This window comes from Lacinutrix venerupis (genome assembly GCF_001971745.1).
GTDB lineage: Bacteria > Bacteroidota > Bacteroidia > Flavobacteriales > Flavobacteriaceae > Lacinutrix > Lacinutrix venerupis.
On sequence record NZ_CP019352.1, the window covers coordinates 1,728,298 to 1,743,776 of the forward strand.

Here is a 15,479-nt window from a genome sequence, read left to right on the forward strand (position 1 = left end):
TATGAGTGGATTTAAAAACAGTGAGGGTTATAAAATTATAGAAAACTGGATGGCTAAAGATGGTCACGAGCCTTTTAGTTTTCAATTTAAAACATGGCAACGTTATCACAATGGATATTCTGGTATGGTGGTAGCTCCTACAGGATTTGGCAAAACTTTTTCTGTGTTTTTGGCAGTTGTTATTGATTATATGAATAATCCTAAACAATATAAAAAAGGATTAAAATTAATTTGGGTCAGTCCATTACGCTCTTTGGCTAAAGATTTAGCTAAAGCCATGAACGAAGCTGTAGATTCTATAGGTTTAGATTGGACAGTTGAAGTTAGAAATGGAGACACACCACAAAAAGATAGGCGCAGACAAGAACGTTTAATGCCAGATGTGTTACTTACCACTCCAGAAACCATGCATCTTTTGTTTTCTCAAAAAAATAATTCTCGCTGGTTTAAAAATGTAAAATGTGTAGCTGTAGATGAGTGGCACGAATTATTAGGAAGTAAAAGAGGTGTTTTAACCGAATTGCTAATTGCTAGAATTTTAGCATTATCACCAAAATTACGTATTTGGGGAATTACAGCAACTATTGGAAATTTAGAACAGGCAAAAGAGGTTTTAATTCCATATAAAAAAATTAAAACCACAACAATTCGTGCAAAAGAAAAAAAGAAAATAGATATTGTTTCTGTTCTGCCAGATGAAGTAGAAGTATTGCCTTGGGCTGGACACTTAGGAAAAACGATGGCTTCTAAAATTGTACCTATTATTTATGAAAATGAAACCACGTTAATTTTTACTAATACTAGAAACCAAAGTGAATTATGGTATCAAATTATTTTAGACCATGATCCAGATTTGGCTGGACAAATTGCTATTCATCATGGATCAATAGATAAAGTTTCTAGAAACTGGATAGAAGAGAATATAAGTTTAGGAAATTTAAAAGCAGTTGTATGTACAAGTTCTCTAGATTTAGGAGTCGATTTTAAACCTGTAGATTGTGTAATACAAATAGGTTCACCAAAAGGTATTGCTCGATTTATGCAACGTGCAGGTCGAAGCGGACATTCTCCTTACGAGCGTTCTAAAATATACTTTGTGCCCACAAACTCCATTCAGCTATTAGAAGCTTCAGCAATAAAAGAGGCAGTTAAAACTAATGCTATTGAGTCTCGAGAACCTATGGTTTTAACATACGATGTAATGGTTCAGTTTTTAGTTACATTGGCAGTAGGCGAAGGTTTTAAAGCAGAAAATACTTTTAAAATGCTTAAGCAAGTTCATGCATTTCATTATATAACAGAAGAAGATTTTAATTGGGCTATTAACTTTATAACTCAAGGTGGTAATACATTAAATGCTTATGAGGAATTCCATAAAGTTGTTTTAGATGATGATGACTTATATAAAGTAAAAAGCCGACGAATTTCTATGTTACATAGAATGAATATTGGAGTAATAGTGAGTGATGCTATGTTAATGGTTAAATTTATGTCTGGCGGCTATATTGGCATGGTTGAAGAATATTTTATTACCAAATTAAAGCCAGGTATGAGTTTTATTTTGGGAGGTCGTGTACTAGAATTAATTATGGTAAAGGACATGAGTGTTTTGGTTAAACGAAGCAAAGCAAAAAAAGCTATTACACCAAGTTGGATGGGAGGCAGGTTGCCTTTAACGTCTTACTTAAGTCACTTTTTAAGATTAAAATTAAATGATGCATTGCAGCCAGGAACAAGAGAAAAGGAATTAAAATTTTTACATCCTTTATTAGCGAGGCAAGCCAAGACATCTCATATCCCAAAGGCAAATGAATTTTTAATAGAATTATTAGAAACTAAAGATGGTTTTCATTTATTTATGTATCCTTTTGAAGGACGTTTAGTACATGAAGTTATTGCAGCTTTAATAGCTTATAGATTAGGAAAAATTAAACCACTAACGTTTACCATTGCAATGAATGATTACGGTTTTGAATTATTAAGCGACCAGCCAATACCGTTAGATGAAAGTAATGTAAAATCCATTTTATCACGAGACAATTTAATTGAAGATGTTACTGCTAGTATAAATGCAGCAGAAATGGCGTCTAGAAAATTTAGAGACATTGCTGTTGTTGCAGGTTTAGTTGTACAATCTCAACCAGGCTCAAGAAAAAATAATAAAAGTTTGCAATCGTCGTCCGGTTTAATTTTTAGGGTGTTAGATGAAAATGAACCAAGTAATTTATTATTACGCCAGGCATATACCGAAGTTTTTAATCAGCAATTAGAAGAAGTACGTATGCAAGCTGCTTTTAAACGTATAGAAAAAAGTGAAATTATTATTAAAAGAGCAAAATCTTTTACACCTTTGAGCTTTCCAATAAAGGTAGATAGACTACGCAGTACTATAAGTAATGAAGACATTGGAAAGCGAATTGCACGTATTCAAGAGCAAGTATTTAAACTCGATTAAATTGCAAATAATTACCAAAAATATTTTTTGTAAAGAAGAAGAATTAACACTTACAAATCAGCGTGTTTTTTATTGGAAACGTAAGGAAACGTTAGTGCTTTCAGATTTGCATATAGGAAAATCTGCACACTTTAGAAAACATGGTATTCCGATACCAGATAATGTTTTAAAAAAAGATTTAAATAGGTTAAAGCAATTAATAATTTATTTCAATCCTAAAACGGTTATAGTAGTTGGCGATTTATTTCATGCAGAATTTAATAGCGATATCGAGACATTTAAAATATGGATTTTAGAATTTAAAAATATAAATTTTGAATTGATTATTGGTAATCACGATAGGCTTTCTGCAGATTTATATATGGACTTAAATATTAAAATATATAGGCCTAATAAAATAGAAGATAACTTATGCTTTGTGCATGATAATATAAAAATAGATGAAAACTATTTTACTGTTTCAGGTCATACACATCCAGGTGTTTTAATTAAAGGTAAGGCAAAACAAAAAATAAAATTGCCATGTTTTCAAGTAACCAATAATCAATTAATTTTACCTGCTTTTAGTCTTTTTACTGGTTTAAATACTAGTAATTGTCCAGAGAATTGTATTAATTATGCATTTACAGATGCAGCTATTTTTACTATATAATCAATTTCTTAAATTACATTACAGCGATTAAATATGCTTTTTAACGGTTAAATTTACTTTTAATCGATTTCGTGTGTGTTTCGTTATTCTGTTAAATATTTATTAGCGAATACATACTACTTTCGCAGTCCCAAATTTAAAAACCTATTTATGAAAACTTTTACATCGTTATTAAAAAAAGCTACATTAGTTTTATTATTATTTACATCTTTTTGTTGCTCTGTTGAACCTATTGATAGTGAACAATCTCTTGTTAATCAACCAGAAAACTTAACAAGTTTTAATTGTTCGGGCGAACAACCAGAAGCTCGTTTTGTAAACAATGGTTCTGTTTCATTTACATTTTCTATTATTAGTGAAGATTCTGGACAAGTTGCTCAGTTTATAGATGTAGCACCAGGAACTTCTACTAATTGGACTTCTTTTTCAAGTGGAAGCGTGCTTTTTTCTATTGATAGTAATACTTCAGGAGTGTCTGATATTAAAACACAATTGGCTATGCAGAATTGCGAAAGTTTTGAACTTGTAGTACAATCTGATAATACATTATCATCAACTACCTTATAATTGATTTTAAAAATAAAATATATAAAAGCCTAAAATAGAATTGTTTTAGGCTTTTTTTGTGTCTATTATAATTTTATTGTTTTCATTATCTGTAGTAAAAAATAAATATGTATTTCCTCCATCTTTTAGAGAGAAAGTTTTTCTTAAATTTTCTACTGAAATTGGAAAATTTCTAGTTGTAATATTTACTTTTTCATTTTTATATTTCTTCTTAATTGTTTTTTTATTATAAATTTCAATATTTTCAATTTTAAAAGACCTACCTGGAAAATCTATTAATTGATTAGAAGTATATAAGTGAGAATGTTTGTGGAGTTTTTTTAAATTTAATTTTGAGGCTAAAGTTTCAAAAGCTCCTGCTTTTAATATGGCCGAATTTGGCTCGTATAAATAGGAGAGCGGTTTACTTAAAGTACTATTGTTGCTTGATTCTTCAGACAAATAAAAATTAAATTCTTGATTATTATGTTTTGTAAAATTAATAGTCTTAATTTCTATTTCTCCAATAAAATCACGATCTAAAATCCAAAGCAATTCTTTTACTTCATTATTTACAGCTACACAATGTATTTGTTTAACATTAGACAATTCTTTAATCCCAGATGTAATATCTAATAATGGAGAGGTTTTAATCATTATATTTTTAGATTTTTTAAATAATAAATCTAAATGTTCAGGAATATTTGGCAGGCAGTCTTTTAGTAAAAACACTTTCCCTTTAACATTGTCTCGTCTGGAAGGATCTACATAAATCCAACTATAGTTTTTTTGCTCTTCATTTAAAATATCTAAACCATTTTTAGGATAACAATTAATATTTAAGCTATTTAATTGTTTGTAATTGTGCGTAACTATTTTAGATAGATTTGTATTAATTTCGCAATGTAAAACTTGTTTTATTTGCTTAGCAAAGTAATAACAGTCAACACCAAAACCACCAGTTAAATCTATTAAATTATCACCAGAAACTAGATTTGCTTTATATTTTGCAGTCGTTTCAGACGAGGTTTGCTCTATATTTAATTTATTAGGATAATAAATATTTTGAGTAGAAAACCAGGTTGGTAGTTTTTTTTGAGAGCGTTTTTTTGCTTCAATTTGTTCAATTAATTGTGAAGTTTCAACATTTGGAAAACTAGTACCTTTTAATATTAATTTAGAAATATTAGAATTAATATTATTAGTGATATAGTTTTGTACTTCTTTGGTTAAAATGCTGGAAATCAAAAGTATTGTTTTATTCTAATCCTTTGGTTAATCTTTTAACAATTCTGTATTCTGATAAAAACTCTTTTGCAATAACCTTTATCGCGGTATATAATGGCACAGCTAATATTAAGCCTGTTATACCAAAAAGTAAACCAGCAATAACAATAACTATAAAGATTTCTAAAGGATGAGATTTAACACTTTTAGAAAAAATAAATGGCTGACTGAAAAAGTTGTCTACCAGTTGAGCTATTATAAAACCAATCATAACATAAATAGTTTTAGGTAAAATTACATCACTAAAGCTTTCTCCCAAATTACTTGACATTGTTAATAGTATAATTAATACTGCACTAATAATTGGTCCTACGTATGGAATAACATTTAAAAGCGCACAAAGAGAAGCAATTATTATTGCGTTTTTAATTCCGAAAACAATTAATACTGAAGAATAAATTACAAATAATATTAATAGTTGGATTAATAATCCTCCAAAATATCTTGATAATAGGTCTCTAATAGTAAATAAAGATCTTTTTATTCTATCGTCATGCGCTTTTGGAAATAAAGACATTACACTTTTGCCAAAAAGAGTACTATCTTTTAAAAAGAAAAACGAAATAAATAATACAGAAAACAAACCAATACTAAAGCTACTTAAGCCTAAAATTATAGCATTTAAAAAATCTGGTATAAACCCAAAATTTAAATTGGCTATAAGCTTAGAATCTTCAATCGATTCTTCTACACTAGCATTGCTTAATCCAAAATGGCTTATAAATTCTTTATATAAATTTTCTATGTTAATTTGTAATTGTTCAATATCTAAAAGCGATAAATTTTGACCTTGTTCTATAGCTAAAGGTATAAACATGCCTATAAGTCCAGATAAAATTAAAATAAATAATAGCATAGTTACTACTACAGCAAGTGTATCTCCAAACTTTAGTTTTGCCATAAAAAAACGTTTAACAGGCCTGCCAATAAGAGATACTACACCAGCAATTGTAATATACGCAATTACAGATTGAATTTTATATAGAAACCATAGAAGCACTGCTATACCTACAAGTATTGCAACAGCTCTTAAAATGCCATTTGAAATTGCTTTAGAATTCATAAGGTAAATATAGGCATTGGTTTATAAATATGTATTTGCTGTTATTTAATTTTAAGGGAAATTACTAAAATTAATTTATTGTAACTGTTTTGTTATTTCATAAAGCGCAATATTGGTAGCTTGAACTACATTCATGCTACTGTTTTGACCAAACATATTAATATGCAATGTATGCTCACATTTATTAAGTATGTTTTCCGAAACGCCAAAGTTTTCATCTCCAATTATTAAAGCTATTGGTTTTTTTGATGAAAATTGAAATGTATGAATTGGTAAACTGTTTTTAGTTATTTCTAAAGCAATACATTGATAGTTTAGCGTTTTTAAATTTGTAACTACTTCTGAAATATTTTCGATAATTTCATATTGTACTACTTTTTCTGTAGCGCGAGATGTTTTAGTCATTTTCCTTCCCAAAGGAATGTTATTGCCACAAAACATTATTTTTTCAACACCAAAAGCATCTGCTATACGAAACAAGCTACCAATATTTGGAGCGTTAGAAACATTTTCACAAATTAAAGTAATTGGAAAAATTTTTTTATTAAAATTTGTAGTGTAGTGAGTAAGTTGCAATGTTAGAATTTTAATTTTCGAAAACGTATTTAACAATGTTTGCTCCCATTTGCAAAGCTTTTAATCTTACATCTTCAGGGTCGTTATGCACTTCTTTATCTTCCCATCCATCTCCTAAATCGCTTTCAATAGTTAATAAAAGCACTAATCTATTTTCGTAAAATAACCCTAATGCTTGTGGTCTTTTACCATCATGTTCATGAATTTTTGGTAAGCCTTTTGGAAACTTATAACTAGTTTTAAAAATGTCATGGTTTGCTGGTAGTTCTTTTAATTCTTGATTTGGAAATACTTTTTTTAGCTCTTTAGTTACATATTGTTTCATACCATAATTATCATCAATATGTAAAAAACCTCCAGAAATTAAATAATTACGTAAATTTTCGGCTTCTTCTTCATTAAAAAAAACATTGCCATGACCCGTCATGTGTAGTAAAGGAAATTGAAAAATATCTATGCTGCCAACTTCTACGGTTTCTGGTTTTTCGTTTATTTTAGTATTTATATTCTTATTACAAAACTTAATTAAATTAGGTAATGCTGTTGGGTTAGAGTACCAATCGCCTCCACCTTTATATTTTAAAATGGCAATATCTTGCGAGAATATAGCAAAAGAATAAAGAGAAAAGAAAAGAGATAAAAGTAATTTCATTAAATATTAATTAATAGATTCATTTAAAAATGCAACGGAGTGACATGCTACTATTGCTGCAGTTTCTGTTCTCAAGCGTGTTTCTCCCAAAGTTACAGGAATAAATTTATTATGTATGGCGTTTTCTATTTCTTTAGTAGAGAAGTCGCCTTCTGGACCAATTAATATAGTTGTGTTTTTATTAGCTTTAAGCTCTTGTTTTAAAGATTTTTTATTCGAGTCTTCACAATGTGCAATAAATAAATGGTCTTGAGCTTTAAAATCTTGTTTAATAAAATCTTTAAAAGCTATAGCCTCGTTTAATTTTGGAAGGTAACTGCTTAAAGATTGTTTCATGGCAGATTGTAAAATTTTATGAAAACGCTCTGGTTTAATAATTTTACGTTCGCTATGGTCGCAAATAATAGGTGTAATTTCTTGAATACCAATTTCTGTTGCCTTTTCTAAAAACCACTCGTAACGATCATTCATTTTTGTAGGTGCAACAGCTAGGTGTAAATTATATTTTTTTCTTTCTTGAAATTGTTTTGTTTTAATTTGAGCGACACAATTTTTTATGTTATCACTTATAATTTCGGCAGAAAATAGCCAGCCACTACCGTTAGTAATATGCATAGTATCTCCTGTTTTTTTACGTAAAACTTTAATAATATGTTTGCTTTCTTCTTTAGAGAAAGAAAATTGGGTAGTAGTTTCTGTAATTTCAGGATTATAAAATAATTGCATTAATCTATTTCTTCTTGTACTTTAAGTACATAAACTTCTTTAATTAGTTGTAGTCTATGTGTTTTTTTAATAATATAAAAACCGTTATCATCTGTAATACCAACATCAAAAATATCATCAACTTGGTGTGCTAAGTTATTAGCTTCTTCTTCTATTTCAATTGGCAATTGTCCATCTTTTACCCAACCAGAATCTCCACCTTTTCTAGCATTATCTGCCATAGAATATTTTTTAGCTAAATCACCAAAATCTACACCTTTAGCATATTTTGTCATTATGGTTTTGCGTAAATTATATATTTCGTCTACCGGCATTTTATTACCATCAAAATAAATATAACTTATTCTGTAATGCGGTTCGTTTTCTTTTTTAACTACTTTATAATGTGTTTTGTTAAACTGCGTTCTTTCGGTTTTAGTAAATCCTGCAGGCATTTCTAAAAGCTCTTTAGCTAGTTTACTATGATGTTTTTCGGTATTAAAAACCATTAATTTTTTCTTTCTTGATTTTTTCTCACCAATATAATCTTCTGCTTGCTCTAAAGTCTCAATGTTTTTAAGGTCTTTTTTAACATTGGTTTGCGCAAATATTGAAAGTGATAAAGTAAAAAATAGGAAAAAGAAAAATTTATTCATTTTTATTGTAGGTTTATTTTAGTTTACAAAAAAACAAAAAAATAAGGTATCTATTGCAATAGTTGATATGGTTATCAACAAGATTTTAACAAAGAATCTCTTTTTTCAATATTATATTTTTAGTCTTGAGGAAGCCATAACATCTTGTTTTGCAAAATCACTTTCTAAATATTTTAAATAACCTACAATGCCTATCATGCCGGCATTATCTGTAGTGTATTCAAATTTAGGTATATAAGTAGTCCATCCAAATTTTTGTTCACCATCTTTTAGTGCTTTTCTAATACCAGAGTTTGCTGAGACACCACCACCAATAGCAATGTGTTTTATACCAGTTTGTTTTGCTGCTAATTTTAATTTATCCATTAAAATACCAATTATGGTGTATTGTATAGAAGCACAGATATCGTTTAAGTTTTCGGCAATAAAATTTGGATTTTCTTTTACTTCACGCTGAATAAAATATAGTACAGCAGTCTTAAATCCCGAAAAGCTAAAATTTAATCCTTCAACTTTTGGTTTTGTAAATTTAAAGGCTTTTGGGTTTCCTAATTGCGCACGTTTATCTATTTCTGGACCTGCAGGATAGCCTAAGCCAAGTATTTTTCCGCTTTTATCATATGCTTCACCAACAGCGTCATCAATAGTTTCACCTATAACTTCCATGTTAAAGTAGCTAGTAACTTTTACAATTTGTGTATGTCCTCCAGAAATAGTCATAGCTAAAAACGGAAACTCTGGTTTTTTATAACCATCTTCTGTTATAAAATGAGCTAAAATATGTGCTTGCATGTGGTTTACATCTATTAGCGGGATGTTTAAACCATAAGCTAAAGATTTTGCAAAACTAGTACCTACCAAAAGAGAACCCATTAAACCTGGTCCAAGAGTAAAAGCAACGGCATGTAATTGGTCTTTAGTAACATTAGCTTTTTTTAAAGCTTGGTGTACTACAGGTACAATATTTTGTTGGTGAGCTCTTGACGCTAATTCTGGTACAACTCCACCATATTCTTCATGAATTTTTTGAGTTGCAACAACATTACTTAAAACCTTGTCGTTACACAGTATAGCTGCCGATGTATCATCGCAAGAAGACTCAATACTAAGGATGTAAATATTTTGTGAGGACATTAGTAAATATTCGGCATTATAATTGTTAATTTTGAATTGTATTTAATAGAAAAACAAAGGTAGCTTTTTAAACTTAAATTAGGTATTAAGAATTTTTTAAAAATAGTAGGTAAATTAATAGCAATACTGTTATTGCTTTTCATCATTTTGGTGTTGGTGCTATCTATTCCAGCTGTTCAAACCAAACTTGGTGGTTATTTAACTAAACGTTTAAATGAAGATTATAAAACTAATATTAACGTTGGTAAGGTTGGTCTTCAATTTAATGGCGATGTAGAGCTAAAAGAAATTTTAATACGTGATTATAAAAAGGATACATTAATTAGCGCTGCAGAATTAAATACATCTATTTTAAGTTTTAGCAATATAATTAATGGTACTTTAAATTTTGGGGATATAGATATGGAAGATTTAATCTTTAATATCGTAACCTATAAAGGTGAAACAGACACTAATTTGGATGTTTTTGTAGCTAGATTTGATAGTGATAATCCTAGACCAGAAAAAAGTACATTTTTACTGTCTTCAAGCGATGTTTCAATATACAACGGTTTATTTAAGTTTATTGATAAAAATAAAGAGACACCAGAAATTCTTGAGTTTAATAAGTTAGATATTAATGCAACAAATTTTCTAATTAATGGTAGCGATGTAAGTGCGCGTATAAACACATTATCTTTTATAGACAGTCGTGGACTAATAGTACAAAACATGTCTACCAATTTTGAATATACGCTTAAAAATATGGTTTTTAATAATTTAGATATTAAAACCAAAAATTCTACACTTAAAGGAAATCTAACTTTTAATTATAATAGAGAAGATTTTAAAGATTTTGAAAATAAAGTAAATGTAGATGCTAATTTTAGCGACGCTAACATTGCTTTAGATGAATTAAATGTTTTTTATAATGAGTTTGGTGTTAACCAGCGTGCGCGATTTAGTACAAATGTTTCGGGCACATTAAACGATTTAACATTAAATAATTTAAAATTAAGCTCAAGTACTAGAACTAAAATTTATGGCGATATAAATTTTAAAAATCTTTTAAATAGTGAAGAAAATAATTTTGCTATGGCTGGAGAGTTTTCTAATTTAACATCTAATTATAAAGATTTAAAACGTTTATTACCAAATGTTTTAGGAGCCTCAATTCCTTCAATATTCGATAAATTAGGTGATTTTATTATTCAAGGAACAACAGATATAACACCAACAAAAATTCTTGCCGATTTAAATATTAATACAGAGCTAGGTTTTATAAAATCTAATTTAAGTATATCAGATGTAAATAGTATAGACCATGCTACTTATAAAGGAAATATAATATTCGACCAATTTAATATTGGTGATTTTTTAGAAGATCCAAAACTTGGAGAAATATCTTCAAATCTCGATGTCGATGGTTTTGGTTTTAAAAAAGAAAATTTAAGAACAGGTGTTAAAGGAGATGTTTACACTATAAATTATAACAATTATAGCTATAAAAATATAATTGTAAATGGAGAATATAAGCAAAGTGTATTTAACGGTAAACTTGTTGCAGACGATACTAATTTAAAATTAGAATTTAATGGGTTAGCAGACTTATCTACAGAAATAAATACTTTCGATTTTTCTGCAAATGTTGAATATGCTAATTTAAATAAACTTAATTTTTACACTAGAGATTCTTTATCGCTTTTTAAAGGTAATGTGCAAATGAAAATGAAAGGCACAACTTTAGACGATGCAGTTGGAAATATATCTTTTAATAAAACAAGTTATAAAAATGAAACCGAAGATTATTACTTTGAAGATTTTGCAATAACATCATCATTTGAAGGAGAAAAACATATTATTAATGTAAATTCTCCAGATATTATTGAGGGCACAATGAAGGGAGAGTTTTTATTTAAAGACATTCCAGATTTGTTTGAAAACTCTATAAAAAATGTTTACACAAACCAGTCACCTAATATTATTGAAACCGACCAGTATATAGATTTTAATTTTAAAATTTATAATAAAATTGTCGAGGTATTTTATCCAGAAATAGTTTTAGGAAAAAACACTTATATAAGAGGTAGAGTAGAAACAGACGAAAAAGAATTTAAATTAACTTTTAAGTCACCTAAAATAGAATGGTTAGATTATTTTGCAAGTGAAATAGAGGTGCAAGTAGATAATAAAAACCCTTTATTTAATACGTTTGTAGAAATAGATAGTTTAAATACAAACTTCTATAACATATCTAAATTTAACTTAATTAACGTAACTTTAAACGACACTTTATACATGCGAAGTGAGTTTAAAGGAGGTAATACAAATACAGATGAGTACAATCTTAGTTTTTATCATACAGTAAACGAAAATAATAATTCTGTTATAGGCTTTAAAAGAAGTGATGTTAAGTTTAAAAATAACTTATGGAGGCTTAACGAAGCATCAGATAAGTATAATAAAATTGAAATTGCTAATGGCTTTAGAGACTTTAATGTAGAGCAATTAATTTTAAGCCATAAAAATGAAGAAATAAAACTAGCAGGAGTAATTAGAGACTCTACTTATAAAGATTTAAAACTTAATTTTAAAGATGTAGATTTAGCAAAAATTACACCTAGAATAGATAGTTTATCTTTAGCAGGAAATGTAAACGGAAAATTAGATTTACTTCAAAAAAATGGAAGTTACCTTCCAAACTCTTCAATAACAATAGACGATTTAGAGATTAATAAAACATACTTTGGATCGTTTGATGCTAATATTAAAGGAAATCAATCTCTTACAAACTATTCCGTAAAGGCTAAAATAAAAAACGACACAAAAAATGCTTTCGAAGCTATTGGAGATATAGATGTTTCTAGTGATAATGCAGCTATTGATGTAGACTTACGATTTAACGACTTTAATATAAACATTTTATCACCTCTTTTAGAACCTGTTTTAAGTAACATTAGAGGAGATGTAACAGGAAATATAGCTGTAATTGGAGATTTAAAAAAACCAAATTTTAATGGCGATTTAAAAATTGATAATGGAGGACTAAAAATACCATATCTTAATGTAGATTTCGATTTTGATAAAAAGTCTTCTGTAACATTAGATAATCAAAATTTTAATTTCAATACCATTAAAATTACCGATGTTAAATATGGCACACAAGGAATTTTAGATGGTAAAATAAGCCATGTAAACTTTGGAAATTGGCGATTAGATTTAGGCCTAAACACAAATAGACTTTTAGTTTTAGATACCAAAGAGCAAGAAGAATCCCTATATTATGGTACAGGCTTTATTTCAGGAAGTGCCGAAATATTTGGGCCTACAGAATCTTTGAATATTACTGCCGAAGCAGAAACAATGAAAGGAACAGAATTTTACATACCTTTAAGTGATGTAGAATCGTTTGGAGATAACTCCTTTATTCATTTTTTAACTCCTGAAGAAAAACGTGCCAAATCCGAAGGTATAGAAATAGAAACAAAAAATATTTCTGGTTTAGAACTCTTTTTCGATCTAAATGTTACCCAAGATGCCTTAATAGAAATTGTAATGGATAAAGAATCTGGAAGTACAATAAGAGGTCGAGGTAACGGAAGTTTACTATTTAATATTAATACCAACGATAAATTTGAAATGTTTGGAGATTTTGTAGTTTATGAAGGTATATATAATTTCCTTTATGGAGGAATTGTACAAAAAGAATTTAGTGTAAATCCATACGAAAGTACAATAGCTTGGAATGGAAATCCATTAGATGCAGAAATAAATATACAAGCCATATATAAAACAAGAACAAATCCATCACCTTTATTAGATAATCCTATTAATAGAACCATACCTGTAGAATTAGAAATTAATTTAACAGGAAAATTAGAAAGACCAGAGCCAGAATTTAAATTCGAATTTCCAAACGCTAGTTCTACAATAAAGTCTGAGTTAAATTATAGATTAGATTCTAAAGCAGATATAGATAATCAAGCACTATACTTAATAACTACAGGTAGTTTTAATAGGCAATTACAAGACATAAATTTATCTGGAACAATTGCAGAAAGAATTAATGGTTTAATAAATGGAATATTCACAGATTCCGACAATAAAATTAAAATAGGATTAAATTATGAAGCAGGCCAAAATCGTCCAGATTACAATACAGACGATCGTGTTGGTTTTACGCTTCAAACCAAAATTACAGACCGAGTATTAATTAACGGAAAAGTAGGAGTACCAGTTGGTGGAGCTTCAGACTCTGTAATTGCTGGTGATGTTCAAGTAGATTTTTTATTAAATGAAGAAGGAACATTAACAGCCACTGTATTTAATAGAGAAAACAGTATTAGAAATTTTGGAGAAGAAATTGGTTATACGCAAGGACTTGGTATTGCTTACTCTGTAGATTTCGATACATTTGGAGAATTGCTTAGAAAAATCTTTAATAAACAAGAAACAGAATCTACAGAAGCTACTCCCGAAGAAAAAACAGAACCTACAGAAAAAGACAATCCATTACCAGAAGGAATAGGTATAAAAAAGAAGCAATAATATTCAATATTCTTTTAAAATTATTAGGATATTTTACTAATAATTATGTTTCAAAAACAGATTCCTAGAACCTTTTTAAGTGTTGTGTAATCAACTTTTTAACCTTTTTTCAACAATTTTACTAACTAAAACGTTATAGTAAAAGTATGCCTACAAATTTTTAACAAAACCATAGTATTATATTGATTTACTTTAATTAGTTTAGCTTCAAACTAAGTAAATTAAATGTCTAAAACAATTAAAAAAATTGGAGTAATGACCTCTGGAGGAGATGCTCCAGGAATGAATGCAGCAATTAGATCTGTTGCTAGAACATGTGCGTTTCATAATATAGAATGCGTTGGAATTTATCGAGGTTACGAAGGCATGATTGAGGGAGACTTTAAAGAGTTAACTGCAAGAAATGTAAAAGGCCTAATAAATAAAGGTGGAACTGTATTAAAATCTGCTCGTTCTAGTGAGTTTAGAACTAAAGAAGGAAGAGAAAAAGCATATAATGCTTTAATAGCAAAAGGAATCGATGGTTTAGTTACCATCGGTGGAGATGGAACATTTACAGGAGCTTTAATATTTAACCAAGAATATGGTTTTCCAGTAATGGGAATTCCTGGTACAATAGATAACGATATTTTTGGAACTTCACATACATTAGGTTACGATACAGCATTAAATACAGTAGTAGAATGTATAGATAAAATACGCGATACGGCAAGTTCTCATAATAGACTTTTTTTTGTTGAAGTTATGGGACGTGATGTTGGGCATATAGCATTAAACGTTGGAATTGGAGCAGGAGCAGAAGAAATTTTAATTCCTGAAGAAGATTTAGGCTTAGATCGATTAGTAGAATCTTTAAGAAGAAGTAAAAAATCTGGAAAATCGTCTAGTATTGTTGTTGTTGCCGAAGGTGATAAAATAGGTAAAAACGTATTTGAGCTAAAAGATTATGTAGATGAGAATATGAAAGATTACGAAGTACGTGTATCTGTTTTAGGTCACATGCAACGTGGTGGTTCTCCATCATGTTTCGATCGTGTTTTAGCTAGTAGAATGGGAGTAAAAGCTGTAGAGAGCTTAATGGAAGGTCAATCTAATTACATGGTTGGCTTGTTAAGCGACAAAATAGTATTAACACCTTTAGAAAAAGCAGTAAAAGGAAAATCAAAAATAAATAAAGAATTAATTCGTGTGTCAGATATCATGACCACATAATATAGAAAGTAGAA

The 15,479-nt window shown here is 28.8% G+C and carries 12 protein-coding genes; 5 read left to right on the forward strand and 7 right to left on the reverse strand.

The annotated features are described in order from the left end of the window. The first annotated feature begins 1 nt into the window (after position 1). From BWR22_RS07770 to BWR22_RS07780, 3 genes are all read left to right on the forward strand, one after another. On the forward strand, positions 2–2,455 hold the full coding sequence (locus BWR22_RS07770) for a ligase-associated DNA damage response DEXH box helicase (protein WP_076733121.1): 2,454 nt from the start codon (positions 2–4) through the stop codon (positions 2,453–2,455). A gap of 1 nt (position 2,456) precedes the next feature. Further along, positions 2,457–3,107, forward strand: a complete 651-nt coding sequence (gene pdeM, locus BWR22_RS07775; protein ID WP_076733122.1) for a ligase-associated DNA damage response endonuclease PdeM — start codon at positions 2,457–2,459, stop codon at positions 3,105–3,107. Between the two features lie 150 nt (positions 3,108–3,257). Further along, positions 3,258–3,674, forward strand: coding sequence for a hypothetical protein (locus BWR22_RS07780; protein WP_076733123.1), 417 nt, complete (start codon positions 3,258–3,260; stop codon positions 3,672–3,674). Positions 3,675–3,719: 45 nt separating this feature from the next. Here BWR22_RS07780 and BWR22_RS07785 read toward each other — a convergent pair whose 3' ends face one another. The 7 genes from BWR22_RS07785 to tsaD form a co-directional block, all read right to left on the reverse strand. Next, the gene (locus BWR22_RS07785) at positions 3,720–4,901 is read right to left on the reverse strand and encodes a THUMP-like domain-containing protein (RefSeq protein ID WP_076733124.1); all 1,182 of its coding nucleotides are present in this window, start codon (positions 4,899–4,901) and stop codon (positions 3,720–3,722) included. A 10-nt stretch (positions 4,902–4,911) separates the two neighbouring features. After that, positions 4,912–6,003, reverse strand: coding sequence for an AI-2E family transporter (locus BWR22_RS07790; RefSeq protein ID WP_076733125.1), 1,092 nt, complete (start codon positions 6,001–6,003; stop codon positions 4,912–4,914). Between the two features lie 75 nt (positions 6,004–6,078). After that, a complete protein-coding gene (locus BWR22_RS07795; protein ID WP_076734393.1) occupies positions 6,079–6,579 on the reverse strand; it encodes a TrmH family RNA methyltransferase in 501 nt (166 codons plus the stop codon). Positions 6,580–6,589: 10 nt separating this feature from the next. Beyond that, positions 6,590–7,231: a DUF4159 domain-containing protein gene (locus BWR22_RS07800; RefSeq protein WP_076733126.1), complete on the reverse strand. Its 642-nt coding sequence runs from the start codon at positions 7,229–7,231 to the stop codon at positions 6,590–6,592. Positions 7,232–7,237: 6 nt separating this feature from the next. Continuing rightward, entirely contained in the window at positions 7,238–7,957 is a 720-nt protein-coding gene (locus BWR22_RS07805; RefSeq protein ID WP_076733127.1) for a 16S rRNA (uracil(1498)-N(3))-methyltransferase, read from the reverse strand. Continuing rightward, a complete protein-coding gene (locus BWR22_RS07810; protein WP_076733128.1) occupies positions 7,957–8,592 on the reverse strand; it encodes a peptidylprolyl isomerase in 636 nt (211 codons plus the stop codon). The genes BWR22_RS07805 and BWR22_RS07810 overlap by 1 nt, the downstream gene beginning before the upstream one ends. 111 nt (positions 8,593–8,703) lie before the next feature. Further along, the gene (gene tsaD, locus BWR22_RS07815; protein ID WP_076733129.1) at positions 8,704–9,726 is read right to left on the reverse strand and encodes a tRNA (adenosine(37)-N6)-threonylcarbamoyltransferase complex transferase subunit TsaD; all 1,023 of its coding nucleotides are present in this window, start codon (positions 9,724–9,726) and stop codon (positions 8,704–8,706) included. 132 nt (positions 9,727–9,858) lie between these two features. Between tsaD and BWR22_RS07820 the strand changes: the two genes are divergently transcribed. Next, complete coding sequence (locus BWR22_RS07820) at positions 9,859–14,253, forward strand: translocation/assembly module TamB domain-containing protein (protein WP_076733130.1); 4,395 nt, start codon at positions 9,859–9,861, stop codon at positions 14,251–14,253. 225 nt (positions 14,254–14,478) lie between these two features. Continuing rightward, positions 14,479–15,465: a 6-phosphofructokinase gene (gene pfkA / locus BWR22_RS07825; RefSeq protein ID WP_076733131.1), complete on the forward strand. Its 987-nt coding sequence runs from the start codon at positions 14,479–14,481 to the stop codon at positions 15,463–15,465. The last annotated feature ends 14 nt before the right edge of the window (positions 15,466–15,479 follow it).